General features: G+C 60.9%; 20 protein-coding genes. 11 read left to right on the forward strand and 9 right to left on the reverse strand.

Translation table 11 applies throughout. The annotated features are described in order from the left end of the window. Positions 1–35: 35 nt before the first annotated feature. On the forward strand, positions 36–1142 hold the full coding sequence (locus ACZRKZ_RS01475) for an NADH:flavin oxidoreductase/NADH oxidase (RefSeq protein ID WP_463980506.1): 1107 nt from the start codon (positions 36–38) through the stop codon (positions 1140–1142). A 7-nt stretch (positions 1143–1149) separates the two neighbouring features. On the opposite strand, the gene ACZRKZ_RS01480 is transcribed toward ACZRKZ_RS01475, so the two are convergent. The 9 genes from ACZRKZ_RS01480 to ACZRKZ_RS01520 all read right to left on the reverse strand — a co-directional run bounded on the left by ACZRKZ_RS01480 (position 1150) and on the right by ACZRKZ_RS01520 (position 13017). Then, a complete protein-coding gene (locus ACZRKZ_RS01480) occupies positions 1150–2775 on the reverse strand; it encodes a glucan biosynthesis protein D (protein ID WP_463980507.1) in 1626 nt (541 codons plus the stop codon). Between the two features lie 219 nt (positions 2776–2994). Next, positions 2995–4857 carry an NAD(P)-binding protein gene (locus tag ACZRKZ_RS01485; protein ID WP_463980508.1) on the reverse strand — a complete coding sequence of 621 codons (1863 nt, stop codon included), beginning with the start codon at positions 4855–4857 and terminating at the stop codon, positions 2995–2997. A 76-nt stretch (positions 4858–4933) separates the two neighbouring features. Then, the gene (locus ACZRKZ_RS01490; RefSeq protein WP_463980509.1) at positions 4934–6358 is read right to left on the reverse strand and encodes a gamma-aminobutyraldehyde dehydrogenase; all 1425 of its coding nucleotides are present in this window, start codon (positions 6356–6358) and stop codon (positions 4934–4936) included. A 21-nt stretch (positions 6359–6379) separates the two neighbouring features. After that, positions 6380–7189: an ABC transporter permease gene (locus ACZRKZ_RS01495; RefSeq protein ID WP_149412467.1), complete on the reverse strand. Its 810-nt coding sequence runs from the start codon at positions 7187–7189 to the stop codon at positions 6380–6382. Beyond that, entirely contained in the window at positions 7179–8108 is a 930-nt protein-coding gene (locus ACZRKZ_RS01500; protein ID WP_350613652.1) for an ABC transporter permease, read from the reverse strand. Before ACZRKZ_RS01500 ends, ACZRKZ_RS01495 begins: the two co-directional genes overlap by 11 nt. A gap of 1 nt (position 8109) precedes the next feature. Then, the gene (locus ACZRKZ_RS01505; protein WP_463980510.1) at positions 8110–9144 is read right to left on the reverse strand and encodes an ABC transporter ATP-binding protein; all 1035 of its coding nucleotides are present in this window, start codon (positions 9142–9144) and stop codon (positions 8110–8112) included. Positions 9145–9291: 147 nt separating this feature from the next. Continuing rightward, a complete protein-coding gene (gene ydcS, locus ACZRKZ_RS01510; protein ID WP_463968173.1) occupies positions 9292–10443 on the reverse strand; it encodes a putative ABC transporter substrate-binding protein YdcS in 1152 nt (383 codons plus the stop codon). 72 nt (positions 10444–10515) lie between these two features. Continuing rightward, complete coding sequence (locus ACZRKZ_RS01515) at positions 10516–11973, reverse strand: gamma-aminobutyraldehyde dehydrogenase (protein ID WP_463968174.1); 1458 nt, start codon at positions 11971–11973, stop codon at positions 10516–10518. A gap of 132 nt (positions 11974–12105) precedes the next feature. Continuing rightward, complete coding sequence (locus ACZRKZ_RS01520; protein WP_463980511.1) at positions 12106–13017, reverse strand: LysR family transcriptional regulator; 912 nt, start codon at positions 13015–13017, stop codon at positions 12106–12108. A 190-nt stretch (positions 13018–13207) separates the two neighbouring features. Between ACZRKZ_RS01520 and ACZRKZ_RS01525 the strand changes: the two genes are divergently transcribed. From ACZRKZ_RS01525 to lysS, 10 genes are all read left to right on the forward strand, one after another. Further along, positions 13208–13918, forward strand: coding sequence for a tellurite resistance TerB family protein (locus ACZRKZ_RS01525; protein WP_463968176.1), 711 nt, complete (start codon positions 13208–13210; stop codon positions 13916–13918). 208 nt (positions 13919–14126) lie between these two features. Then, entirely contained in the window at positions 14127–15689 is a 1563-nt protein-coding gene (locus ACZRKZ_RS01530; RefSeq protein WP_463980868.1) for a methyl-accepting chemotaxis protein, read from the forward strand. Continuing rightward, entirely contained in the window at positions 15689–16219 is a 531-nt protein-coding gene (locus tag ACZRKZ_RS01535) for a chemotaxis protein CheW (RefSeq protein WP_463980512.1), read from the forward strand. Before ACZRKZ_RS01530 ends, ACZRKZ_RS01535 begins: the two co-directional genes overlap by 1 nt. Continuing rightward, positions 16209–17474: a CheR family methyltransferase gene (locus tag ACZRKZ_RS01540; protein ID WP_463968178.1), complete on the forward strand. Its 1266-nt coding sequence runs from the start codon at positions 16209–16211 to the stop codon at positions 17472–17474. Before ACZRKZ_RS01535 ends, ACZRKZ_RS01540 begins: the two co-directional genes overlap by 11 nt. Then, positions 17471–18169: a chemotaxis protein CheW gene (locus tag ACZRKZ_RS01545; protein ID WP_463980513.1), complete on the forward strand. Its 699-nt coding sequence runs from the start codon at positions 17471–17473 to the stop codon at positions 18167–18169. Before ACZRKZ_RS01540 ends, ACZRKZ_RS01545 begins: the two co-directional genes overlap by 4 nt. Continuing rightward, positions 18166–20433 carry a response regulator gene (locus ACZRKZ_RS01550; protein WP_463980514.1) on the forward strand — a complete coding sequence of 756 codons (2268 nt, stop codon included), beginning with the start codon at positions 18166–18168 and terminating at the stop codon, positions 20431–20433. The genes ACZRKZ_RS01545 and ACZRKZ_RS01550 overlap by 4 nt, the downstream gene beginning before the upstream one ends. Further along, entirely contained in the window at positions 20430–21440 is a 1011-nt protein-coding gene (gene cheB / locus ACZRKZ_RS01555; protein ID WP_463980515.1) for a chemotaxis-specific protein-glutamate methyltransferase CheB, read from the forward strand. Before ACZRKZ_RS01550 ends, cheB begins: the two co-directional genes overlap by 4 nt. 51 nt (positions 21441–21491) lie before the next feature. After that, the gene (locus ACZRKZ_RS01560) at positions 21492–22493 is read left to right on the forward strand and encodes a diguanylate cyclase (RefSeq protein WP_463968182.1); all 1002 of its coding nucleotides are present in this window, start codon (positions 21492–21494) and stop codon (positions 22491–22493) included. A 114-nt stretch (positions 22494–22607) separates the two neighbouring features. After that, positions 22608–23703, forward strand: a protein-coding gene (prfB, locus tag ACZRKZ_RS01565) for a peptide chain release factor 2 (protein WP_463968183.1) whose coding sequence is annotated in 2 segments (ribosomal slippage) — positions 22608–22679 and positions 22681–23703 — 1095 coding nt in all. Because the reading frame shifts where the segments join, the coding sequence is not laid out codon by codon here. 79 nt (positions 23704–23782) lie between these two features. Next, positions 23783–25285, forward strand: a complete 1503-nt coding sequence (lysS, locus tag ACZRKZ_RS01570) for a lysine--tRNA ligase (protein ID WP_463980516.1) — start codon at positions 23783–23785, stop codon at positions 25283–25285. Positions 25286–25366: the final 81 nt, after the last annotated feature.

Raw genomic sequence — 25366 nt, forward strand, 5'->3', positions numbered from 1 at the left:
CCTGGAGCCTGCCCACTGCATAAAAGAGGTGCCCCATGAGTCTGCTGCTTGAACCCTATACCCTACGCCAACTGACCCTACTCAACCGCATTGCCGTGTCGCCAATGTGCCAGTACAGCGCCGTTGACGGCCTGGCCAATGACTGGCACCTGGTGCACCTCGGCAGCCGTGCCGTCGGCGGCGCTGGGCTGATTTTTACCGAAGCCACTGCCGTGACTGCCGATGGTCGGATCACCGCCCAGGACCTGGGGCTTTGGAACGACGAACAGATCGAACCCCTGCAACGTATCACCCGCTTCATCAGCGCCCAAGGCTCGGTGGCGGGGATTCAATTGGCCCACGCCGGGCGCAAGGCGAGCACCCATCGGCCGTGGATCGGCAAGCACGGCAGCGTCAAGCCCGAAGACGGCGGCTGGGTACCTATCGGGCCATCACCGATTGCCTTCGACCCGCAGCACACCGCACCGAAACAGTTGGACGAAGAGCAAATCCAGGGCGTGATTGCTGATTTTGTCGCCGCCGCCAAGCGCGCCTTGAGCGCAGGTTTCAGCGTGGTGGAAATTCATGCCGCCCATGGCTATTTGTTGCATCAATTTCTCTCACCCCTGAGCAATCAGCGCCAGGATCAGTACGGCGGCTCCTTTGAAAATCGCATCCGCCTGGTGCTGCAGGTCACCGAGGCGGTGCGCGAGGTCTGGCCGCAAGAACTGCCCCTGTTTGTGCGGGTGTCGGCCACTGACTGGGTTGAAGATGGCTGGAACCCGGACGAAACCGTGGAGCTGGCCCGGCGCCTGAAAGACCTGGGCGTCGACCTGATCGACGTATCGTCCGGCGGCACCGCCGCCAATGCGGAAATCCCTATAGGCCCCGGTTACCAGACCCGCTTCGCCGAGCGCGTGCGCAAGGAATCCGGTATTGCCACCGGCACCGTGGGAATGATTACCGAGCCTGCTCAAGCCGAGCACATTCTGCGCACCTGCCAGGCAGACATCATCTTCCTGGCCCGTGAGCTGTTGCGTGATCCGTACTGGCCGCTACATGCCGACGATGACCTAGGCGGACGCAAGGCCATCTGGCCGGCGCAGTATCAGCGTGCGACGCACAGGGATCAGCCTATTCATGAGTCTGACCTGCGGGATTGATCGTGCGTTACGTGTATTTGCGCTTGTCCGGTGCTGGCGGGAAGTACTGGTACAACCAGGTTTCACTCAAGGTCCGGTCATTGGTGCGGATGAACAGTCGCAGTTCCACGGGCTCCACACTGTCACTGGTCGGATACCAGTCGAACAGGATTCGATAGCCCTTGATGGCATCCAGCACCAGCACGCTGAAGTCCTTCAGTTCGCCATGGGAGCAGGTGACTACCGGCTCGATCCCCGTGCCCTCTGGCAAGCGGTCGAGGCCGCCCCCTTTGAAGTCCACGGCAAAACGTCGTGCCCAGACGGGCGGGTAATGCTCGCCCGGCGCCCAACCTTCAGTGAAACCACCCATGCCCGAACGGGTGGCGTCGACCTGCGCCAGAGGTGTACTGACCGGCGGTAACGCGCTCCAGTACAGCTTGTAGCCGTAGTTCAACGAGTCGCCTGCGGCCACTGGTTTTTTCGGAGTCCAGAAAGCCACGATGTTGTCCATGGTTTCACCGGTAGTAGGAATTTCCAGCAGGTCGATAGAGCCTTCGCCCCACGAGGTTGTCGGTTCTACCCACAGGCTTGGACGCTTGCTGTACCAGTCGACCGTGTCCTGATAGCTGGCGAACTCATGGTCGGTCTGCACCAGGCCGAAACCTTTCGGGTCTTTGTCGGCGAAGGCGTTGAACTGCAAGGTCGCCGGGTTGTTCAGCGGGCGGCAGATCCACTCACCGTTGCCGCGCCACATCGCCAGGCGATCCGAGTCGTGGATTTGCGGGTGGATGGTGTCGCACATCCGCCGTTCATGGGTGCCACAGCTGAACATACTGGTCATCGGTGCGATGCCCAGTTGTTCAATGGTGGTGCGGGCGTTGATATGGGCGTCGATGGCCATGACGACCTGGTTGGCCTGGCAGTCGATGTCGAAACGGTAGGCACCCGTGGCGCTCGGCGAGTCCAGCAGGGCGTAGACCACGAAACGGGTGCTGTCCTTGTCCGGGGTCTCGAACCAGAACTGGGTGAAATCGGGGAATTCCTCGCGCTTTTTCGCGTAGGTGTCGATTGCCAGGCCGCGGGCAGAGAGACCGTACTGACCAGTGGCATCCACCGCGCGGAAATAGCTGGCGCCGAGGAAAGACAGCACGTCGTGCCGATCCAGTTCTGGGGCCTTGAACAGCTTGAACCCGGAAAAACCCAGGTCACCTGTGAGCTGTTTGGTATCTACCGTGGTTTTTTCGTAGTTGAACAGCTCTGGTCGAAAATGCACCTCGCGAGCCTGGCGGGTTTTCGGGTCGACGCTATGCATGCGCACTGGCGTCTTGAAGCCCATGCCGACATGGAAAAACTGCACGTCCAATTGGCCGTTCACCTCTTTCCACAACGAATGCTTGCCGTCGTAGCCGATGGCATTGAAGTTCTGCGGGGTCATGGTCGCCAGGGTCGGCGGCAGCACCTGCTTGGTGTCCTGGTAGCGCTTGCCGGCCAGTTGCTTGGCCTGGATCTTCAGTGCGTCGAAGTCGAACGCCTGGGCCTCGCCATCAGCGGTGCGATTACCCGCCCAGGCCTGTGCAGCCAAGAGGCCGCTGGCCGATAGACCGGTGTAAGCCGCGATGGCCATGGACGCTTTGAGCAAATTCCTGCGGTGCATAGAGACAACCTGTCGTGGACAATCCCGCGCCGTTCCTGGCACGTGCTGGATCAGAAATAACGGTTCGGACATGCCTTCGGCCAAACGCAACGGACATTAAACAGATGCCAAATAGCTTAAGCCGTTCGGTGGCGGATAAAAAATGATTGATAGCGGGTTGATGGCGTTGCATATGAAACAAAATATGTAGGAGCGAGCAAGCTCGCTCCGAAATGCTGGTTAGCCCACTTCTCCTACCGCCCGCCACGCCTCATCAATCGCCGCATGGGCATAAGCGCTCCACGCCGCATCCGAGTTGGCGATGCTTACATGCCCCACGGGCTTGCGCGCCAGGTTCATCAGCTTTTCGCTTTCGTCGGCATCATCAAACAGGCTGTTGGAAAAGTACGCATAACCATGGGTCCAGCGATTGATCGTGATCGCCAGGATGTCCGTCTCATGGTTGAACCCGCCTGGGCCGAGCATGCGTTGCAACTGATCGCGCAGTTGCGCCTCAAGCACTTCGAAGGTCTGCCCATACAACCGACCGCGTCCGGCGCGGGCCTGGTCGCGGGCGTTCATGCCGCTGTTGGGGCTGGTGGGCACGTAGACCATGTGCAAACCAATCGGCTGCGTTGGATCGCGAGGGTGATCGTAGCCGCCCATGCTCACCGGGTAGTCCAGCTTGATCCGGCTGTAGGGCTGGGTGGCCGCGTAAATCTCATGCACGCCGAGCTTCTGGAACGACTGCCAGTTGCGGATCACCACCTTGGTGTACACCAGCGGGAATTTCACATTCTGGCTCAGGGCGTGGGCCTGTTCCGCCGGGAGGTCGCGCAGCAGGTACGGAATCATCATGTTGTAGCAGGCCAGGATGCAGCGTTTGCCGCGTACCTGGGCGAGCTTGCCGCCACGGCTGTAGCCGATATGCACGCCGTCGCCAACGTTGCGCACGCTGACTGCGGTGCTGTTCAAGCGTATCCGCACCGGTGCCTTGGGCTGATCAAGCTTGGCGTAGTCAAACGCTGCCAGCACCACGTCATCCATGGTGTGCCCCGGCGCCACGGCCGGAATCAAGCTGCGCACCATCAGGCGTGCCAGGGACGCGTTGCCATCGGGGAAGTGGTAGATGTAGGGCTCTTCCATTTCCGCCGCAGCTTCTTCGCTGATGGGCGCCAGGTTCATCCCGCCGAAGCCGGGGAAGCCCACGTTGTAGGCATCGGACGACGCAACAGCATCAATGCTCAGGGCCATGAAGTCATTGGTACGGCTCTGGAAGTACTTCACCGCGCCTTCAGACAATCCCACGTCCTTGAGCAGGAAATTGCGATAGCTGGTGACGGCCAGGTAGTCGGCCTTTTCCTCGGCGGTCTTGCCTGGCAGGTAGTCCTTGGGTGCGACGTGCAGGGCGATCAGTGCCTGGCGGTCGGCTTCGGGTAGCGGGAAGTCGTTGATGAAGTCGCTGATGGCGCGGGCATGCAACTGATCCGGGGCGATATCGTCGGCCACCATTGGCGTCGGGTCGCCGGTGACCAGTTTGTCTTCACCGAAGTTTTCCTTATCGAAGAACACCCCGCGCGACAGGCCCAACCCCGGATAGAACTGACGGTCGAAGGCGGTCTCGAAGCGTTTGATATTCACCCCGAGTTTTTTCAGCAGGCCGTTCACTTCCTGGCTGTACAGATGATTGGGCGACTGGAACGCCTCGCTGCCGCCATAACCGATGATCATCCGGCCACCGGCCTGGAGCTCGTTGCGCTTGGCATGGCCGCCGAAGTCATCGTGGTTTTCCAGGATCAGGATCTTCGCCTTCGGATGTTTCTCGCGGTAGAACCAGGCCGCTGACAAACCGCTCAGGCCACCACCGACCACCACCAGGTCGTAGTCTTCAGTGATCGGCAGTTTTTCGGTGTCGAAGACCTTTTTCTCCCAGCCCATCTGGTGGGCAATCTCGAACGAGCCGACGTGGCTGCCCCGAAGGCCCGTGAGGGCCGGCGGGTAGTAAGGGCCATCGGGGGCGGCCTGGAGGATTTGCAACGGCGTCATACCGGCAGCGATGGTGATGGCGACGCCGTTGAGGAAGTCGCGGCGGGTAATGTCCATGGGAGAACCTACAAATATTTATTGTTATGAGGACCCCTGTGGGAGTGAGCTTGCCCGCTCCCACAGGGGTAAAACGTCAGTGCTTGAACATCACATGGCGAACCGTGGTGTAGTCCTCCAGCCCGTACATGGACATGTCCTTGCCATACCCGGACAGTTTCTGACCGCCGTGAGGCATTTCGCTGACCAGCATGAAGTGGGTGTTTACCCAGGTACAGCCGTACTGCAAGCGTGCAGCCAAACGATGCGCACGACCGACATCGGCGGTCCACACCGAGGATGCCAGGCCGTAGTCAGAATCGTTGGCCCAGGCCAAAACCTGTGCCTCATCGGTGAACTTGGTTACCGACACCACCGGCCCGAACACCTCGCGCCGCACGATCTCATCGTCTTGCTGCGCATCTGCGAGCACCGTAGGCTCAAAGAAGAAGCCATTGCCTTCCACCGCCTTGCCGCCGGTGATCAACCGAATGTGGGATTGCGCCATCGCACGCTCGACAAAGCCGGCCACGCGGTCACGGTGTTGCGCGGTGATCAGCGGACCCAGTTCGGTGTCCGGATCATCCTGCAAACCATATTTGATGCTGGCAACGGCCGCGCCCAGCTTCTCGACGAAGGCATCGTAGATACCCGCTTGCGCGTAAATCCGGCACGCGGCGGTGCAATCCTGCCCGGCGTTGTAGAAACCGAAGGTACGAATTCCCTCTACAGCCGCATCGATATCGGCGTCATTGAAGATGATCACCGGTGCCTTGCCGCCCAGTTCCATGTGCATGCGTTTAACGCTGTCGGCGGTGCTGGAAATGATATTGGCACCCGTGGCGATGGAGCCTGTCAGCGAAACCATGCGCACTTTCGGGTGATTGACCAGCGGGCCGCCAACACTTGGCCCACGGCCAAACACCAGATTGAGCACACCGGCCGGGAAAATTTCAGCGGCCAGTTCCACCAGGCGCAGGGCGGTCAGCGGGGTTTGTTCCGACGGCTTGAGTACCACGGTATTACCGGCGGCGAGGGCCGGGGCAATTTTCCAGGCGACCATCATCAGTGGGTAGTTCCACGGCGCGATGGAGGCGATGACGCCCACCGGGTCGCGGCGGATCATCGAGGTGTGACCAGGCAGGTATTCACCGCCCGCCGACCCGCTCATGCAGCGGCTGGCGCCAGCGAAGAAGCGGAACACATCGGCAACCGCCGGGATCTCGTCGTTCAGCGCAGTGCTGTAGGGTTTGCCGCAGTTGTCCGACTCAAGCTTGGCCAGTTCTTCGCCATGGGCTTCGATGGCATCGGCCAGTTTCAGCAACAGCAAGGAGCGGTCTTTGGGCGGCGTCTGCGACCAGCCTTCAAAGGCGGCATCGGCGGCACGCACCGCAGCGTCGACCTGTGCTTCACTGGCTTCCTTGATCTCCACCAGCACGCGGCCCAGCGCCGGGTTGAACACCGGCTGCGCCGGGCCTTCACCTTCGACCAGATGGCCGTTGATCAGCAGTTTGGTTTGCATATGAGTGTCCTCTTCAAACAATTATTTACCGCCGCTACCGGCCACGCTTTCACCGCCGCGGGTCAGGTAATAGGCACCGAGAATGGGGAACATCGTCACGATCATCACCAGCATCGCCACCACGTTGGTCACCGGCACATCCCGTGGTCGGCTCAATTGGTTGAGCAGCCACAGCGGCAAGGTGCGCTCGTGGCCGGCGGTGAAGGTGGTAACGATGATTTCGTCGAACGACAAGGCGAACGCCAACATGCCGCCGGCCAGCAACGCCGAACCGAGGTTGGGCATGATGATGTAGCGAAAGGTCTGCCAGCCGTCGGCGCCCAAATCCATCGACGCTTCGATCAGGCTGTGGGAAGTGCGGCGCAAACGGGCGATGACGTTGTTGTAGACGATTACCACACAGAAGGTCGCGTGGCCGACGATGATGGTGAACATCCCCGGCTCAATCCCCAGCGTCTTGAAGGTCGCCAGCAACGCAATACCGGTGATGATCCCCGGCAGGGCAATCGGCAGGATCAGCATCAGCGAGATGCCTTGCTTGCCGAAGAACTCCCGGCGATACAGCGCGGCCGAGGCCAGGGTGCCGAGCACCATCGCAATCAGCGTGGCGATGGCGGCGATTTGCAGGGACAACTTGATCGCTTCCAGCACGTCGGGCCTTGAGAAGGCGACGCTGAACCACTTCAGGGTGAAGCCCTGGGGCGGAAAGCTGAACGCCGCTTCTTCGGTGTTGAAGGCGTAGAGGAAGATGATCAGGATTGGGAAATGCAGAAAGACCAGTCCGCCCCAAGCCGCAACTTTTAGACTCCACGAAGCTTTTTCAGAGTGCATCGAAGGCCCCCAGGCGTTTGACGATAGACAGGTAAACCGCGATCAATACGATGGGCACCAGGGTGAACGCCGCCGCCATGGGCATATTGCCGATGGCGCCTTGCTGGGCGTAGACCATGCCGCCGACGAAGTAGCCCGGCGGGCCTACCAGTTGCGGCACGATGAAGTCGCCCAGGGTCAGCGAAAAGGTAAAGATGGAACCGGCAGCAATTCCTGGCACCGACAGCGGCAGAATCACCTGCATGAAGGTCTGGCGCGGCTTGGCGCCCAGGTCCGCCGAAGCTTGCAGTAACGACGGCGGCAAGCGTTCCAGGGACGCCTGGATTGGCAGGATCATGAACGGCAGCCAAATGTAGACAAACACCATGAACCGCCCCAGATGCGAGGTGGACAAGGTGCTGCCGCCGACACCGGGAATCCCCATGATGAACTGCAGCACCGGCTCCAGCCCCAGGTGCTGGACGAACCACTGCGCCACCCCACCCTTGGCCAGCAGCAGAGTCCAGGCATAAGCCTTGACGATGTAGCTGGCCCACATCGGCATCATCACTGCGATGTAGAAAAACGCTTTGGTTTTACCCGTGGTGTAGCGCGCCATGTAGTAGGCGATGGGGAACGCGACGATAGCGCTGGCGATAGACACCACAATCGCCATGCTCAAGGTGCGTAGGATGATGTCGAAGTTCGACGGCTGGAACAGCGCGGCGAAGTTGGCCAGGGTTAGGTCCGGCGTCACTGCCATGGTGAAGTCGTCGAAGGTGTAGAACCCTTGCCACAGCAAAGTCAGCAATGAACCCAGATAGATCGCACCGAACCAGATCAGCGGCGGTATCAGCAGCAGCGACAGGTACAGGTTGGGCTTGCTGTACAGCAGGTTGGAAAACCTGCGCATCGGCGATTGAGTCAGGGCCAGGCTCATGTCACACCTCGCCTGCGAAGTCGGTCAGCGGGGTCATGGCTTCCCGCGCCCAGCGGGCGGTGATCGGCTGGCCGGTCTGGTGGCCGACGCTGATGTCCAGCCACTGGTTGTTGGCCTGGCTGATGTTCAGCGCCTGGCCGTTTTCCAGTTTCAATTCATAGCGGGTGGCGCTGCCCTGGTACTGGATGTCATGCAGCACGCCGCTGACTTCCACTTCGCCACTGCCTAGCGGGCCTTCGGCGAAACGCACATGTTCCGGGCGGATCGAGAACGGCTGTGGGCTGCCGCTCAAGCGCTGCGCCAGGTCGCCACGAATCACGTTGGAGGTGCCGACGAATTCGGCGACGAAGGTGGTGGCCGGTTTCATGTACAGGTTACGCGGGGTATCGACCTGTTCGATGCGGCCCTTGTTGAAGACCGCAACCCGATCAGACATCGACAGCGCTTCAGTCTGGTCGTGGGTGACGAAGATGAAGGTGATGCCGAGCTGGCGTTGCAGCTTTTTCAGCTCGCTTTGCATTTGCTCGCGCAGCTTCAGGTCGAGGGCGCCCAAGGGCTCATCGAGCAGCAGCACGCGAGGGCGATTGACCAAGGCGCGAGCCAGGGCTACCCGCTGGCGTTGGCCACCGGACAGTTGCACCGGCTTGCGCTCGCCATAACCGCCGAGGGCAACCATGGCCAGCGTTTCTTCGGCGCGATTGAGGCGCTCGGTCTTGCCCACGCCTTTGACTTTCAGGCCGTAGGCGACGTTGTCCCGCACGTTCATGTGGGGGAACAGCGCGTAATCCTGAAACACGGTGTTGACGTCCCGCTGATAGGGCGGCAACCCGGCGGCTTCTTTACCGTGAATGCGGATGGAGCCGGCGCTTGGCTGCTCGAAACCGGCAATCAGGCGCAGGCAGGTGGTCTTGCCCGAGCCGGAAGGGCCGAGCATGGAAAAGAACTCGCCGTCCTGGATATCGATGGAAACCCGGTCAACGGCTTTCACTTCGCCGAACTGACGGGAAACGTGGGTGAATTGGACTGCAAGCGTCATGGTGCGGTGCTCCAAAAAGGCGCGCTTTGTATAAAAATTGAATCTGAGGCGATGCGGAAAGTTCGCAGCCTCGTTTCACTCGACAGCTCCTACAGTCGGCGTAGGAGCTGTCGAGCGAAGCGAGGCTGCGATGTTTTGAGGTTGGGACTAGCGACCGCCCATGATCGCAATGTAATCCTGGGTCCAGCGGCTGTACGGCACGAACTTGCCGCCTTCAGCCTGCGGGGTTTTCCAGAAAGCGATCTTCTCGAACTGGTCGAAACCGTTGGTCTTGCAACCCTCGGCGCCGAGCAGTTCACTGCCCTGGCAGGCAGCCGGTACCGCTGGCAAGGAGCCAAACCACGCCGCGACATCACCCTGGACTTTCGGCTGCAGCGACCAGTCCATCCACTTGTAGGCACAGTTGGGGTGTTTGGCTTCGGCGTGCAACATGGTGGTATCGGCCCAGCCGGTTGCGCCTTCCTTGGGGATGGTCGAGGCAATCGGCTGCTTCTCGTTGATCAGGCCGTTGACCTGATACGGCCAGGCGCTGGACGCCACCACGCCTTCGTTCTTGAAGTCACTCATTTGCACGGTGGTGTCGTGCCAGTAGCGGTGGATCAACGGTTGCTGGGCACGCAACAGATCGAGCGCGGCCTTGTACTGGGTTTCGGTCAGCTCATACGGGCTCTGGATGCCCAGTTCCGGCTGGGTGCTCTTGAGGTACAGCGCCGCGTCGGCGATGTAGATCGGGCCGTCATAGGCCTGCACGCGACCTTTGTTCGGCTTGCCGTCCGGCAGGTTCTGCGCCTCGAACAGCACGTTCCAGCTGGTAGGTGCGGTCTTGAACACGTTGGTGTTGTACATCAAAACGTTCGGGCCCCACTGGTACGGGGTGCCGTAGGTTTGCTGGCCAACCACGTACCACGGCGCATCTTTGAGGCGCGGGTCGATGTTCTTCCAGTTGGGGATCAGCGAGGTATTGATCGGCTGCACACGCTTGCCGCCGATCAGTCGCAACGAGGCATCGCCCGACGCAGTGACCAGGTCGTAGCCACCCTTGGCCATCAGGCTGACCATCTCATCGGAGGTGGCGGCGGTCTTGACGTTGACCTTGCAGCCGGTTTCCTTCTCGAAACCGGTGACCCAGTCGTAGTTCTTGTCGCTTTCGCCACGCTCGATGTAGCCGGGCCAAGCGACGATATCCAACTGGCCTTCACCGGCCCCGACCGCCTTGAGCGGTTCGGCGGCCTGGATACTGACGCTGGCCAGCAGCGCGGTGGTCAGGGCACTGAGCAGTGCGGTCTTGTGCGCAGACATGGGGATTCCCTCTTCTTTAATTATGGTCGGGGCAGTTTTTGCAGCAGGTGATGTGTGAGCTTAGTTGTTGTTTTAAAGATGCTGACCGTGACGCGCCATGATGTGGCGCACTACGCTGTAGTCCTGTAGCGAATCACTGGACAGATCTTTCCCATACCCCGAGCGCTTCAAGCCGCCGTGGGGCATTTCGCTGACCAGCATGAAATGGCTGTTGATCCAGGTGCAGCCATATTGCAGGCGCGCCGCCACTTGCATGGCCTTGTCCAGGTTCTGCGTCCACACCGAGGAAGCCAGGCCGTATTCCGAGTCGTTGGCCCAATCCACCGCCTGCTCCAGTTCGTCGAAGCGGGTCACGGTGACCACCGGGCCGAACACTTCGCGCTGGACGATTTCATCGCTCTGCTTACAGCCAGCCAGTAAGGTCGGCTGGTAATAGAAGCCAGCGCCGGAATGCACGGCCGCGCCGGTCACGCGTTCGATATGGGGTTGGCCGAGGGCGCGCTCGACGAAGCTGGCCACGCGGTCGCGTTGGCGGGTGCTGATCAGCGGGCCGAGTTCGTTGTCGGCGTCGCGCTTGCCGGCAAAGCGCAGGCTGCTGACTGCCGCGCCGAGATCGGCCACCAGCTTGTCGTGAATTCCCGCCTGGGCATAAATGCGGCACGCAGCGGTGCAGTCCTGGCCGGCGTTGTAATAACCGTAGGCGCGTACGCCCTCGACCACGGCCGCCAGGTCGGCGTCGTTGCAGACGATCACTGGCGCCTTGCCACCCAGTTCCAGGTGGGTGCGTTTCAGTGTCTTGGACGCGGCTTGCAGAATTTTTTGCCCGGTGACGATATCGCCGGTCAGCGACACCATGCGCACTTTTGGGTGGCTGACCAGATGACTGCCAACACCTTCACCGCCGCCACACAGAATGTTGATCACCCCACGCGGCAGCAATTGGTTCAGCGCGGGCGCCAGGGCGAGGATCGACAGCGGCGTGTGTTCCGATGGCTTGAATACCAGGGTATTGCCGGCGGCCAGGGCCGGGGCGATTTTCCAGGCGGCCATCATCAGCGGGTAGTTCCACGGCGCAATCGAAGCAACGACCCCGATAGGGTCGCGGCGCACCATGCTGGTGTAGCCCGGCAGGTATTCGCCGCTCAGTTGCCCGGTCTGGCAACGCACGGCGCCAGCGAAGAAGCGAAACACATCGACGGTGGCGCTCAAATCGTCCTGGCGCGCCAGGTGCAACGGCTTGCCGCAGTTCAACGATTCCAGGCGGGCTAGATAGTCAGCTTGTTTTTCGATGGCATCGGCGATGCCCAGAAGAATGTTCGAACGCTGCTGTGGCGTGGTTCGCGACCAGCCGGCAAAGGCGCGGTGGGCGGCGAGGATGGCGGATTCGACCTGCTCGGTGCTGGCTTCGGCGATATGGGTGAGGATTTCACCGGTGGCCGGGTTGACGATTGGTTCGACGAAACCCTGGCCTGGGACCAGTTCGCCGTCGATCAGCAACGCGGTGAGCAGCGGTGTGGGCGCGCCAGACATTTTTCGCGATCTCTTTTCTTGTGTGGTCATGGGCGGTCTCTTGCAAGGCGCCTGACCTTCTCTTATGGATGAGCAGAGACTAGAGGTCAGGCGCGAGGTCAACAAATACTAAATACTGAAAGCAGCATTCGATTAAATAGATGGCTTGCGCGGGTGAGGTTGTTCACGGGCCACGGTGAGGAACGGGTCCACCAGGGGCGGGCGCGCCGTGCCCCGGCGCCAGGCCAGGCCGATGTCGAGGGTTTGGCTGAGGTCGGCAATTGGCCGTGCCTCAATGATGTCGCCTTCCAGGGACCAGGGGCGGTAGGTCATGTCGGGTTGGATCGACACGCCCAAGCCTGCTGCCACCAGGCTTCGAACCGCTTCGGTGGAGGCGGTGCGCAAGGTGACGCGGGGTTGCAGCCCTGCACCGGCCCACATGCGCCGGGCGTTGTGGTCCATTTCGTCGACGTTCAATTGAATCAGCGGTTCGCGGGCCACGTCGGCGAGGTTGATGCTGTCGTGTTCCAGCAAGGGATGTTGGGCCGGTAGCCACAGGCGGTGGGGCGAGTGAGTGAGGACTTCGGTCTGCAAGGCATGACGATCTTCGAGGTTGGAGACTATTAGCACGCCGACATCGATTTCGCCGCTGACCAGCAAATGCTCGATATACGGGCGTTCATCTTCCATCACCCGAAGCTCGACGTTTGGGTAGGCGCGCTGGAAGCGGGTCAGCAAATCGGCCAAATAATAGCCGGCCACCAGGCTGGTCACCCCGATGATCAGTTGCCCGGCCACCTGGTCGGTACTCTGTTGCAGGCTGCGCTTGGCATTGTCGACGGTGGCGAGGATCAAGTGTGCCTGGCGCAGGAACTGATGGCCCTGGTGGGTGAGGGTCATGCCTTTGGCGTGGCGGTTGAACAGGTTGACGCCGATTTCCTGTTCCAGTTGCTGGATGGCCAGGGTCAGCGTGGACTGGGAAATGAACGCGGTTTGGGCGGCGGCGGAGATCGAGCCGGTCTCGGCCACGGCGATGAAGTGACGGATCTGACGCAAGGTCATCATGCTGGAATTACCAGTGGAGTGTTTTTATAGATTTGCTCGAGTGTATATCGGTTTTAGAGAAGGGCAGCTGCAAGCTTTAAGCTGCAAGAGCGCGTTACATCTGGAAGCACTCTAGATCGGGGCTTTTTGGCACTTAGTTTTACGCTGGGGGCCTATTGGTCCTATGAACCCTAGTGTCTGGAGGCTACGAATGAATACCCGTGGATTGCTCGATCAGTTGCTCAAGTCCGGCCAGGACATGCTGAAAAACAAGGCTGGCGGTCAGCACAAAGGTGCTGACAAAGGTGCCCTGGGCGGTTTGCTCGGCAGTGGCGGGCTCGGCAGCCTGCTGGGTGGGGCGGGCGGTGGTGCCCTGGCGGCCGGGGCCATGGGCCTGTTGCTGGGCAACAAAAAAGCCCGCAACTTTGGCGGCAAGGCCCTGACCTACGGCGGCCTCGCAGCGTTGGGTGTGATTGCCTACAAAGCCTACGGCAACTGGCAGGCGCAACAGGCCAGCGCGCCACAAGGTGAGCCGCAGACCATTGATCGCTTGCCGCCGGCCCAGGTTGAACAGCACAGTCAGGCGATTCTCAAGGCGTTGGTCGCTGCGGCGAAGGCCGATGGTCATGTCGACGAACGCGAGCGGGCGCTGATCGAAGGCGAGTTCACCAAACTGGACAATGACCAGGAGCTGCAACACTGGCTGCACGCCGAACTCAACAAACCCCTGGACCCCGCCGACGTCGCCCGTGCCGCCAGCACCCCGGAAATGGCGGCCGAGATGTACATCGCCAGCGTGATGCTGGTGGATGAGGAGAATTTCATGGAAAAGTCCTACCTCGATGAATTGGCCCGCCAACTGAAGCTGGAGCCAGGTCTCAAGGCCGAGCTGGAAAAACAGGTGCGCCAAGCAACGGTTTGACCCCACAGTCCACATCCCAAACGCCCCGGCTGCATTACTGCTCCGGGGTGTTTTTGTATTCCATGAGACTTGTCCCGCAACCCTTTGATAATGATGTCACCTGCTCAGCTATACTCCTCTCCATTTGAATGGCCCACGAGGAATTACTGTGAAGAACTGGACCTTGCGCCAAAGGATTTTGGCGAGCTTTGCGGTCATTATTGCCATCATGTTGCTGATGGTGGTGGTCTCGTTTTCAAGCTTGCTGAAGATCGAGAGCAGCGAGAAAGTGGTCCGTGACGATGCAGTGCCTGGGGTCTACTTGAGTTCGATGATTCGCAGCGCCTGGGTCGATAGCTACCTGCAGACCCTCGAGCTTATTGGTCTGCGTGAGGACAAGGGCTTCACCGACGCCGATAAGACGGACTACAAGGCCTTCGAAACGCGTATCGAACAGCAGATGGCCAACTACGAAAAAACCATCCACAGTCAAACGGATCGTCTGGATTTTGATAACTTCAAGACGGCCCACCAGACCTATAAAAAAATGCTGGCCGGCGTACTGGAAAAAATCCAGGGCAACGACCTGGCGGCTGCACGAGAGCTGTTTGATGAGCAACTGACGCCAGCCTGGACCGATGGGCGAATGAGGCTTAATGACCTCATCACTGAAAACAAGCATGTGGCCGACCGCGCCACCAAGGCCATCGACGATTCAGTGTCGGCGGCAAAAATCAGCATGGGCATCTCGCTGATCCTGGCGATCCTCGCCGCCGGCCTCTGTGGCCTGCTGCTGATGCGCGCGATCATGGCGCCGATGAAACGCATCGTCGACATCCTCGAAACCATGCGCACCGGCGACCTGAGCAAGCGCCTGAACCTGGATCGCAAGGACGAATTTGGCGCCGTGGAGACCGGTTTCAACGACATGATGACCGAGCTGACCGCCCTGGTGTCCCAGGCCCAGCGCTCGTCGGTGCAGGTCACTACGTCGGTCACCGAGATCGCCGCCACCTCCAAGCAACAACAGGCCACGGCTACCGAAACGGCCGCCACCACCACCGAAATCGGCGCCACATCCCGGGAGATCGCCGCGACCTCCAAGGATCTGGTCCGCACCATGACCGAAGTGTCCACCGCTGCCGATCAGGCCTCTGTTGCCGCCGGCTCCGGCCAGCAAGGCCTGGCGCGCATGGAAGAAACCATGCATTCGGTGATGGGCGCCGCCGACCTGGTCAACGCCAAGCTGGCAATCCTCAACGAGAAGGCAGGCAACATCAATCAGGTGGTGGTGACCATCGTCAAGGTCGCCGACCAGACCAACCTGCTCTCACTCAACGCTGCCATCGAGGCCGAGAAGGCCGGTGAATACGGCCGCGGTTTTGCCGTGGTTGCCACCGAAGTGCGACGCCTGGCGGACCAGACTGCCGTGGCCACCTACGACATCGAGCAGATGGTCCGTGAGATCCAGTCGGCGGTCTCGGCCGGGGTGATGGGCATGGATAAATTCTCTGAAGAAGTGCGCCGTGGCATGTTCGAAGTGCAACAGGTGGGCGAGCAGCTGTCGCAGATCATCCATCAGGTCCAGGCCTTGGCGCCGCGGGTGTTGATGGTCAACGAAGGCATGCAGGCCCAGGCCACCGGCGCCGAGCAGATCAACCATGCGCTGGTGCAATTGGGCGATGCCAGCAGCCAGACGGTGGAGTCCTTGCGCCAGGCCAGCTTTGCGATTGATGAGCTGAGCCAGGTCGCGGTCGGCCTGCGCAGTGGCGTGTCGCGTTTCAAAGTCTGATGAGCGATCTGGTGGCTAAAGGCGGTGCCGTGTCGGCAGCGAAAAAAGCATTGTTCCTGGTGTTCTATATCGGTACTGAGCGTTATGCCCTCAAAGCCACGGAAGTGGCCGAGGTACTGCCGCGCCTGCCGTTGAAACCCATCGCCCATGCACCCGCGTGGGTGGCCGGGATCTTCGTCCATCGCGGGGTGATGGTGCCGGTTATCGACCTCAGCGCCTTGACCTTCGGCACAGCGGCCCAGGCCCGCACCAGCACGCGTCTGGTGCTGGTCAACTATCGGCCCGAACCCTGGATGGATGCATGCTGGCTGGGGCTGATCCTTGAACAGGCCACCGACACCCTGCGCTGCGACCCGGCCGACTTCCAGCCCTACGGCCTGGACAATCGCCAGGCACCTTACCTGGGGCCAGTGCGCGAAGACGAACGAGGCTTGATGCAGTGGATTGGTGTCGCCGACCTGCTGACGGCCGAGGTGCGCGCCTTGCTGTTCGCCCCTGACATGACCCCTGGGGTGTGTGATGAGCAGTGACCAACGCTTTTTCGACTTCCTTAAAGAACGCATCGGCCTGGACGTCGCCTCGGTGGGCGAAGCCATCATCGAACGCGCCGTGCGCCAGCGCAGCCTGGTGTTGCAGGGGCTGACGGCCGATCAATACTGGCAGCGCCTGCAGACGTGCAGTGAGGAACAGCAAGCACTGATCGAAGCGGTAATTGTCCCCGAGACCTGGTTTTTTCGTTACCCCGAATCCTTCGCCACCCTGGCCCGGCTCGCCGTCGCGCGCCTGGCCGAGATCAAGCAGATGCGTGCCCTGCGCATCCTCAGCCTGCCGTGTTCCACCGGCGAAGAACCCTATTCGATTGCGATGGCCTTGCTCGATGCCGGGCTGGCGCCCCATCAGTTCAAGGTCCAGGGCATGGACGTCAGCCCGTTGTCGGTAGAGCGGGCGCGGCACGGGGTGTATGGCAAGAATTCCTTTCGTGGCCAGGGCCTCGATTTTCGCGAACGCCACTTCAGCGTCGAGCATGACGGCTATCGCATCGCCGACCGGGTGCGCGAGCAAGTGCGCCTGCAAGTGGGCAACCTGCTGGACCCGCAGTTGCTGGCCAATGAACCGACCTATGACTTCGTGTTTTGCCGCAACCTGCTGATCTACTTCGATCAGCCGACCCAGAATCAGGTGTTCGAGGTGCTTAAAGGCCTGACCCATGTCGACGGCGTGCTGTTTATCGGCCCCGCCGAAGGCAGCCTGCTGGGCCGCTTGGGCATGCGCTCGATTGGTGTGCCGCAGTCCTTTGCTTTCAGCCGCCATATTGAGCCTGCGCCGGAGCCGGTTTTTGTGCCAATGGCGGCACCCGTGCCCCAACGCAGCGCAGCGCCGATTCCCGTCAAGCCCCGGCCTTTCACTTCAGCCCCTGCGCAGGTGGTGCCGATCAAGGCTGCGCCCGTACAGTCGGACGCAGCCGATCTGCTCAGCCAGATCGCGACCCTGGCCAATGAAGGCAAAAGCCTTGACGCCCGTGCCGCCTGTGAACGTTATCTACAGAGCCATCCGCCGGCGGCGCAGGTGTTCTATTGGTTGGGGCTGCTCAGCGACGTGGCCGGCAGCGCCCTGGAAGCCCAGGGGTACTATCGAAAAGCCTTGTATCTGGAACCCCAGCACCCGCAGGCCTTGATGCATTTGGCCGCCTTGCTCCAATCCCAGGGCGACACGGCGGGTGCCCGTCGCTTGCAGGCCCGAGCGGCGCGCAGCGAGCGAGCCGCTGACAGTGAGCGTAAACAATGAGCAGCCCTACCTCCCTGGACACTGGTCTGAATCTGGCTCTGGCCGACACTCAGGCCATCGACGACTGCTGGAATCGCATCGGCATCCATGGCGGCAGATCCTGCCCGTTGTTGGTCGAACACATTCACTGCCGCAACTGTGCGGTGTATTCCGCCGCCGCTACCCGGCTGTTGGACCGCTATGCCTTGCAACAGGACGACCATCGTCCGGTGGCGGCTGTGGAAGCGCACGGCGATGTCGTCACCCGTTCGCTGCTGATGTTTCGCCTCGGCGAGGAATGGCTGGGGATCGCCACGCGCTGCCTGGTAGAAGTGGCGCCGTTGCAGCCGATTCATTCCTTGCCCCACCAGCGCTCCCGGGCGTTGCTCGGCGTCGCCAACGTGCGCGGCGCCCTGGTGGCCTGCCTGTCGCTGGTGGAGTTACTGGGGCTGGACAGCACCAACAACGGCTCGAGCGGCGGGCGGATCATGCCGCGCATGTTGATCATCGCAGCGCTTGACGGTCCGGTGGTGGTGCCGGTGGATGAAGTGGACGGTATCCATGCCATCGACGAGCGCATCTTGAAAGCGGCCTCGGCCTCCGGCACCCAGGCCAGCGCCCGTTACACCCAGGGCGTCTTGCAGTTCAAAGGCCGCAGCCTGCGCTGGCTGGACGAAGAACAATTGTTGTCCGCCGTGACCCGGAGTCTCACATGACCCCCGACCAGATGCGCGATGCCTCGCTGCTGGAGTTGTTCTGCCTGGAAGCCGACGCACAGACCCAAGTGCTCAGCGCCGGCCTGCTGGCCCTGGAACGCAACCCAACCCAGGCCGACCAGCTCGAAGCCTGCATGCGCGCCGCCCATTCTCTCAAGGGCGCGGCACGGATTGTCGGGGTGGATGCTGGCGTCAGCGTGGCCCATGTCATGGAAGATTGTCTGGTCAGCGCCCAGGAAGGGCGTTTGTACCTGCAACCCGAACATATTGATGCGTTGTTGCAAGGCACGGACTTGCTCATGCGCATTGCCACTCCCGGCAACACTGTCGGCCCGATGGACGTCCAATCCTATGTGGCGCTGATGGAGCGTTTACTCGATCCGTCGCAGCTGTCTGCCAAGGTCGTACCGCCCGCACCACCGCCGCGGCCTGAGCCGCCCGTGCATGCGCAACCTGAGCCTGCACCACTGGTCAGCGCCGACTTACCACGGCAGAGCAAGCCCATGACCGAAGGCGGTGAACGCGTGCTGCGGGTCACCGCTGAGCGTTTGAACAGCCTGCTGGACCTGTCCAGCAAATCCCTGGTGGAAACCCAGCGTCTCAAGCCTTACCTGGCCAGCCTGCAACGTATCAAGCGTATTCAGAGCAACAGTGCCCGCGCCCTGGATAACCTTGACGGCCAGCTCAAGGCCGTCGAGCTGAGCCTGGAAGCCCAGGAAGCCCTTGCCGACACCCGCCGCCTGTTGAGTGAAGCGCAGTTGCTGCTGGCGGAAAAAACCGCCGAGCTGGATGAGTTCGGCTGGCATGCCGGGCAGCGCGCCCAGGTGCTCTATGACACGGCGCTGGCCTGTCGCATGCGACCGTTTGCCGATGTGCTGGCCGGGCAGGTGCGGATGGTCCGCGACTTGGGCCGCAGTCTGGGCAAGCAAGTACGCCTGGAAGTTGAAGGCGAGAAGACCCAGGTTGACCGCGATGTTCTGGAAAAGCTCGAAGCCCCGTTGACCCATTTATTGCGCAATGCCGTCGACCACGGCATCGAAATGCCTGAGCAGCGGCTGCTGGCGGGCAAGCCGGCTGAAGGCTTGATCCGCCTGCGAGCCTCGCACCAGGCGGGTCTGCTGGTGCTGGAGCTGAGTGACGACGGCAACGGCGTGGACCTTGAGCGCTTGCGCGGCACTATCGTCGCCCGGCATTTGTCGCCGCTGGAAACTGCCCTGCGCCTGAGTGAAGAGGAACTGCTGACTTTTCTGTTCCTGCCGGGCTTCAGCCTGCGGGACAAGGTCACCGAAGTCTCCGGGCGCGGGGTCGGCCTGGATGCGGTGCAGCATATGGTCCGCCAACTGCGTGGCGCGGTGGTGCTGGAGCAGACGGCGGGGCAGGGCAGCCGCTTCCATCTGGAAGTGCCGCTGACCTTGTCGGTGGTGCGCAGCCTGGTGGTGGAAGTTGGCGAAGAGGCCTACGCCTTTCCCCTGGCCCATATCGAACGTATGTGCAACCTGGAGCCCGACGAGATTGTGCAACTGGAAGGCCGCCAGCATTTCTGGCACGAGGGCCGGCATGTCGGCCTGGTGGCCGCCAGCCAGTTGCTGCAACGCCCGCCGGGGCAGAGCAACGAGGAAACCCTTAAGGTGGTGGTGATCCGCGAGCGGGATGTGGTGTACGGCATTGCCGTGGAGCGTTTTATCGGCGAACGCACGCTGGTGGTATTGCCGCTGGATGATCGCTTGGGCAAGGTTCAGGATATCTCTGCCGGCGCCTTGCTCGATGATGGCTCGGTGGTGTTGATCGTCGATGTCGAGGACATGCTGCGTTCGGTGGACAAACTATTGAATACCGGCCGACTGGAGCGCATCGCCCGGCGTACTCAGCAGGCTGCCGAAGTGGCGCGCAAGCGTATTCTGGTGGTGGATGATTCGCTCACCGTACGCGAATTGCAGCGCAAGCTATTACTTAACCGTGGGTATGACGTGGCGGTCGCCGTCGATGGCATGGATGGCTGGAACGCCTTACGCTCCGAAGACTTCGACCTGCTGATTACTGACATTGATATGCCTCGCATGGACGGTATTGAATTGGTCACACTCTTGCGCCGTGATACTCGCCTGCAATCGCTGCCGGTGATGGTGGTCTCTTACAAGGATCGGGAAGAGGACCGGCGCCGGGGACTGGACGCTGGCGCCGACTATTATCTAGCGAAGGCCAGCTTCCATGACGACACACTGCTGGATGCGGTGGTGGAACTGATCGGAGGCGCTCGGGCATGAGGATTGCTATCGTCAATGACATGCCCATGGCGGTAGAGGCATTGCGCCGTGCGTTGAACTTTGAGCCGGCCCATCAGGTGGTGTGGGTGGCCAGCAACGGCCTGGAGGCGGTGCAGCGCTGTGCCGAACTGACGCCGGACTTGATCCTGATGGACCTGATCATGCCGGTGATGGACGGCGTGGAAGCGATCCGGCAAATCATGGCCGAGACCCCATGCGCCATTGTCATTGTCACTGTGGACCGCGAGGCTAATGTCAGCCGCGTCTTCGAGGCCATGGGCCATGGCGCCCTGGACGTGGTGGATACCCCGGCGCTGGGTGTGGGCAACGCCAAGGACGCGGCGGCGCCGCTGCTGCGCAAGATCCTCAATATTGGCTGGCTGATCGGTCAGCGCGGCAGCCGTGTGCGTGCCGAGTCGGTGCCCCAGCGGGCCATGGGAAAACGCCAGAGCCTGGTGGCCATCGGCTCGTCTGCCGGCGGTCCGGCGGCCCTGGAAATCTTGCTCAAGGGCTTGCCACGGGATTTTTCGGCGGCCATCGTGCTGGTGCAGCATGTGGACCAGGTATTTGCCGCTGGCATGGCCGAATGGCTAAGCAGCGCTTCGGGCTTGCCGGTGCGCCTGGCATGTGAAGGCGAGCCGCCGCAAAGTGGCGTGGTGCTGCTGGCCGGTACCAATCATCATATTCGGCTGTTAAAAAACGGCACGCTGGCCTACACCGCCGAGCCAGTGAACGAGATTTATCGTCCGTCTATCGACGTGTTTTTCGAGAGTGTTGCCAGCTACTGGAGCGGAGATGCCGTCGGTGTATTGCTGACCGGCATGGGGCGCGACGGGGCCCAGGGGCTCAAATTGATGCGTCAGCAAGGCTATCTAACCATCGCTCAGGATCAGCAAAGCTGTGCGGTTTATGGCATGCCCAAAGCGGCAGCGGCGATAGACGCGGCTGTTGAAGTTCGCCCATTGGACAGAATCGCGCCACGATTGCTGGAGGTATTCGCAAAATGACCGATATCACTCGCTGGCCTGGCCTGCAGGTAGTAATTCAGGTGACTGCACATGAATAATTTACAGCTCGACGACTTCAAGACCGACGAAAACGCCGCCATGGTGTTGCTGGTCGACGACCAGGCGATGATTGGCGAAGCCGTGCGGCGTGGCCTGGCCCATGAGGACAATATCGACTTCCACTTTTGCGCTGATCCGCACCAGGCGATCGCCCAGGCGATCCGCATCAAACCGACGGTCATTCTCCAGGATTTGGTGATGCCGGGCCTCGACGGCCTGACGTTGGTGCGTGAATATCGTAACCACCCGGCCACGCAGAGTATTCCGATCATCGTCCTCTCGACCAAGGAAGACCCGCTGATCAAAAGCGCGGCGTTTGCGGCCGGGGCCAATGATTATCTGGTCAAGTTGCCGGACAATATCGAACTGGTGGCCCGCATTCGCTACCACTCGCGCTCCTATATGACCCTGTTGCAGCGGGACGCGGCGTATCGAGCGCTGCGGGTCAGCCAGCAGCAACTGCTGGACACCAACCTGGTGTTGCAACGGCTGATGAACTCCGACGGTTTGACCGGGCTGTCGAACCGTCGGCACTTCGACGAGTACCTGGAGCTGGAATGGCGTCGCGCCATGCGCGACCAGACTCAGTTGTCGCTGCTGATGATCGACGTGGACTTCTTCAAGTCCTACAACGACAGCTTCGGCCACCTGGAAGGTGACGAAGCCCTGCGCAAGGTGGCCGCGACCATTCGCGACTCCAGCAGCCGCCCCTCGGACCTGCCGGCCCGTTACGGCGGTGAAGAGTTTGCCCTGGTGCTGCCCGGCACCTCACCTGGCGGTGCGCGATTAGTGGCCGAAAAGCTGCGGCAGGCCGTCGCAGCCCTGAAAATCCCTCATATAGCCCCGGCTGAAGGCGCGAGCCTGACCATCAGCATTGGTTTGGCGACCATGACGCCAGTGCAGGGCACGGATTGCCGGCAGTTGATCTCGGCGGCGGACAAGGGGTTGTATTTGGCCAAGCACAACGGGCGCAATCAGGTCGGCATCGAGTAAATAGGCCAGGGGGCAGCGCCCCCTAGCCAGAATCGACCAAGCGGACTGCCGTTTTCAGGCGTTTGCCGTTATACTCTTCGGCTTTCAAAAGTTCGCCAACGAGTGCTGCCCGCCATGGAAATCAACCCGATCCTTAACAGTATCAAGGACCTGTCCGAGCGCTCCGAAACTATTCGGGGGTATCTTTGACTACGATCAAAAGCATGAGCGTCTGACTGAAGTCAATCGCGAGCTTGAAGATCCTAGTGTCTGGAACAACCCTACCTATGCTCAGGAACTGGGGCGCGAGCGCTCCCTGCTGGCGCAGATCGTAGACACCCTTGACGAGATGCACTCAGGTCTGGCCGATGCCAAGGACCTGCTGCTGATGTCCGCCGAGGAAGAAGACCAGGCTGCCGTCGATGACGTCGCCGCTGAAGTCGAGCGCCTGCGCGAGTCCCTGGAAAAACTCGAATTTCGCCGGATGTTTAGCGGTGAGATGGATGCCAACAACGCCTACCTGGATATCCAGGCCGGTTCCGGTGGCACCGAGGCTCAGGACTGGGCCAACATCTTGCTGCGCATGTACCTGCGCTGGGCTGACAAACGCGGTTTCGACGCGACCATCATGGAACTGTCTGCCGGTGAAGTTGCCGGGATCAAGGGTGCGACCATCCACATCAAGGGTGAATACGCCTTTGGTTGGTTGCGTACCGAGATCGGCGTACACCGCCTGGTACGCAAGAGTCCATTTGACTCCGGTAACCGTCGCCACACCTCGTTCTCGGCCGTGTTCGTGTCGCCGGAAATCGATGACAACATCGAAATCGACATCAACCCGTCGGACCTGCGCATCGACACCTACCGTTCCTCGGGTGCCGGTGGTCAGCACGTAAACACCACTGACTCGGCCGTACGTATCACCCACGTACCGAGCAACACCGTGGTCTGCTGCCAGAACGAACGTTCCCAGCATGCGAACAAAGACACCGCGATGAAAATGTTGCGGGCCCGTTTGTATGAGCAGGAAGTGCAGAAGCGCAACGTCGCCTCCCAGGCCCTGGAAGACACCAAGTCTGACATCGGCTGGGGTCATCAGATTCGCTCCTACGTGCTTGACGCGTCGCGAATCAAGGACCTGCGCACCAACATCGAACGCAGTGACTGCGATAAAGTCCTCGACGGCGACATCGACGAGTACCTGGTAGCCAGTCTGAAACAAGGCCTGTAAGGCACTGTAGGAGCCGGTTTGCCGGCGATCCCCAGCCGAAGGCTGGGGACAACGAACCTGTGATGGAATTTCAAAAGACATGAGCGACCAACAACTCGACCCGCAAGCCCTGCAACAGGAAGAAAACTCCCTGATCGCCCTGCGCAAGGAAAAGCTTGCTGCTGAGCGCGCCAAGGGCAATGCCTTCCCCAACGACTTCCGTCGCGACGCCTACTGCGAAAAATTGCAGAAACAGTACGCGGACAAGACCAAGGAAGAGCTGGCAGAGGCTGCTATCCCGGTCAAGGTGGCAGGTCGCATCATGCTCAACCGTGGCTCGTTCATGGTAATCCAGGACATGTCCGGGCGGATTCAGGTCTACGTCAACCGTAAGACCCTGACCGAAGAAACCCTGGCCGCGGTGAAAACCTGGGACCTGGGCGATATCATCGCAGCCGAAGGCACCCTGGCCCGTTCCGGCAAGGGCGACCTGTACGTTGAAATGACCAACGTGCGCCTGCTGACCAAATCCCTGCGCCCACTGCCGGACAAACACCACGGTCTGTCTGACACTGAGCAGCGCTACCGCCAGCGTTATGTTGACCTGATCGTCAACGAAGATGTGCGCCATACGTTCCGCGTGCGTTCGCAAGTGATTGCCCACACCCGTGCTTTTCTGATGCAGCGTGACTTCCTCGAAGTGGAAACGCCGATGCTGCAAACCATCCCCGGTGGTGCCGCAGCCAAGCCTTTCGAAACGCACCACAACGCGCTGGACATGGGAATGTTCCTGCGCATCGCGCCTGAGCTATACCTCAAGCGGCTCGTTGTTGGCGGGTTTGAAAAAGTGTTCGAGATCAACCGCAACTTCCGTAACGAAGGCGTTTCGACTCGTCACAACCCTGAATTCACCATGTTGGAGTTCTACCAGGCCTACGCCGACTACGAAGACAACATGGACCTGACCGAAGAGCTGTTCCGCGAATTGGCGCAGTTGGTCCTGGGCAGCACCGACGTGCCGTACGGCGACAAGGTGTTCCACTTCGGCGAACCGTTTGTGCGCCTGTCGGTGTTCGATTCGATCCTCAAGTACAACCCTGAGCTGACCGAAGCCGACCTGACCGACATCGACAAGGCCCGCGCCATCGCCAAGAAAGCCGGCGCCAAGGTGCTGGGCTTCGAAGGCCTGGGCAAGTTGCTGGTGATGATTTTCGAAGAGTTGGTGGAGCACAAGCTGGAACAGCCACACTTTATTACCGAGTACCCGTTCGAAGTCTCGCCGCTGGCCCGTCGTAATGATGGCAACCCGAACGTCACCGACCGTTTCGAGCTGTTCATCGGCGGCCGCGAAATCGCCAACGCCTACTCCGAGCTCAACGATGCTGAGGACCAGGCCGAGCGTTTCATGGCCCAGGTGGCCGACAAGGACGCCGGCGACGACGAAGCCATGCACTACGACGCCGACTTCGTGCGTGCCCTGGAGTACGGCATGCCGCCGACCGCCGGTGAAGGCATCGGCATCGACCGGTTGGTGATGTTGTTGACCAACTCACCGTCGATCCGCGACGTGATCCTGTTCCCGCACATGCGGCCAGAAGCATAACCGTAGCGAAATCTGAAGCCGCCTTTTATAAGGCGGCTTTTTTATGGGGCCTGCACAAGCGCCAGGCTTTTAACCTGTATC

The organism is Pseudomonas sp. c313 (assembly GCF_055407145.1).

What these genes read in the sequence shown, in the direction of transcription:
- ACZRKZ_RS01495 (WP_149412467.1), bottom strand. Translation starts at nt 7,189, where the DNA reads ATGCACTCTGAAAAAGCTTCGTGGAGTCTAAAAGTTGCGGCTTGGGGC.
- ACZRKZ_RS01545 (WP_463980513.1), top strand. Translation starts at nt 17,471, where the DNA reads ATGAGCAGCCCTACCTCCCTGGACACTGGTCTGAATCTGGCTCTGGCC.
- ACZRKZ_RS01500 (WP_350613652.1), bottom strand. Translation starts at nt 8,108, where the DNA reads ATGAGCCTGGCCCTGACTCAATCGCCGATGCGCAGGTTTTCCAACCTG.
- ACZRKZ_RS01530 (WP_463980868.1), top strand. Translation starts at nt 14,127, where the DNA reads ATGTTGCTGATGGTGGTGGTCTCGTTTTCAAGCTTGCTGAAGATCGAG.
- ACZRKZ_RS01525 (WP_463968176.1), top strand. Translation starts at nt 13,208, where the DNA reads ATGAATACCCGTGGATTGCTCGATCAGTTGCTCAAGTCCGGCCAGGAC.
- lysS (WP_463980516.1), top strand. Translation starts at nt 23,783, where the DNA reads ATGAGCGACCAACAACTCGACCCGCAAGCCCTGCAACAGGAAGAAAAC.
- ydcS (WP_463968173.1), bottom strand. Translation starts at nt 10,443, where the DNA reads ATGTCTGCGCACAAGACCGCACTGCTCAGTGCCCTGACCACCGCGCTG.
- ACZRKZ_RS01480 (WP_463980507.1), bottom strand. Translation starts at nt 2,775, where the DNA reads ATGCACCGCAGGAATTTGCTCAAAGCGTCCATGGCCATCGCGGCTTAC.
- ACZRKZ_RS01540 (WP_463968178.1), top strand. Translation starts at nt 16,209, where the DNA reads ATGAGCAGTGACCAACGCTTTTTCGACTTCCTTAAAGAACGCATCGGC.
- ACZRKZ_RS01485 (WP_463980508.1), bottom strand. Translation starts at nt 4,857, where the DNA reads ATGGACATTACCCGCCGCGACTTCCTCAACGGCGTCGCCATCACCATC.
- ACZRKZ_RS01560 (WP_463968182.1), top strand. Translation starts at nt 21,492, where the DNA reads ATGAATAATTTACAGCTCGACGACTTCAAGACCGACGAAAACGCCGCC.
- ACZRKZ_RS01550 (WP_463980514.1), top strand. Translation starts at nt 18,166, where the DNA reads ATGACCCCCGACCAGATGCGCGATGCCTCGCTGCTGGAGTTGTTCTGC.
- ACZRKZ_RS01475 (WP_463980506.1), top strand. Translation starts at nt 36, where the DNA reads ATGAGTCTGCTGCTTGAACCCTATACCCTACGCCAACTGACCCTACTC.
- ACZRKZ_RS01490 (WP_463980509.1), bottom strand. Translation starts at nt 6,358, where the DNA reads ATGCAAACCAAACTGCTGATCAACGGCCATCTGGTCGAAGGTGAAGGC.
- ACZRKZ_RS01515 (WP_463968174.1), bottom strand. Translation starts at nt 11,973, where the DNA reads ATGTCTGGCGCGCCCACACCGCTGCTCACCGCGTTGCTGATCGACGGC.
- ACZRKZ_RS01505 (WP_463980510.1), bottom strand. Translation starts at nt 9,144, where the DNA reads ATGACGCTTGCAGTCCAATTCACCCACGTTTCCCGTCAGTTCGGCGAA.
- ACZRKZ_RS01520 (WP_463980511.1), bottom strand. Translation starts at nt 13,017, where the DNA reads ATGATGACCTTGCGTCAGATCCGTCACTTCATCGCCGTGGCCGAGACC.
- cheB (WP_463980515.1), top strand. Translation starts at nt 20,430, where the DNA reads ATGAGGATTGCTATCGTCAATGACATGCCCATGGCGGTAGAGGCATTG.
- ACZRKZ_RS01535 (WP_463980512.1), top strand. Translation starts at nt 15,689, where the DNA reads ATGAGCGATCTGGTGGCTAAAGGCGGTGCCGTGTCGGCAGCGAAAAAA.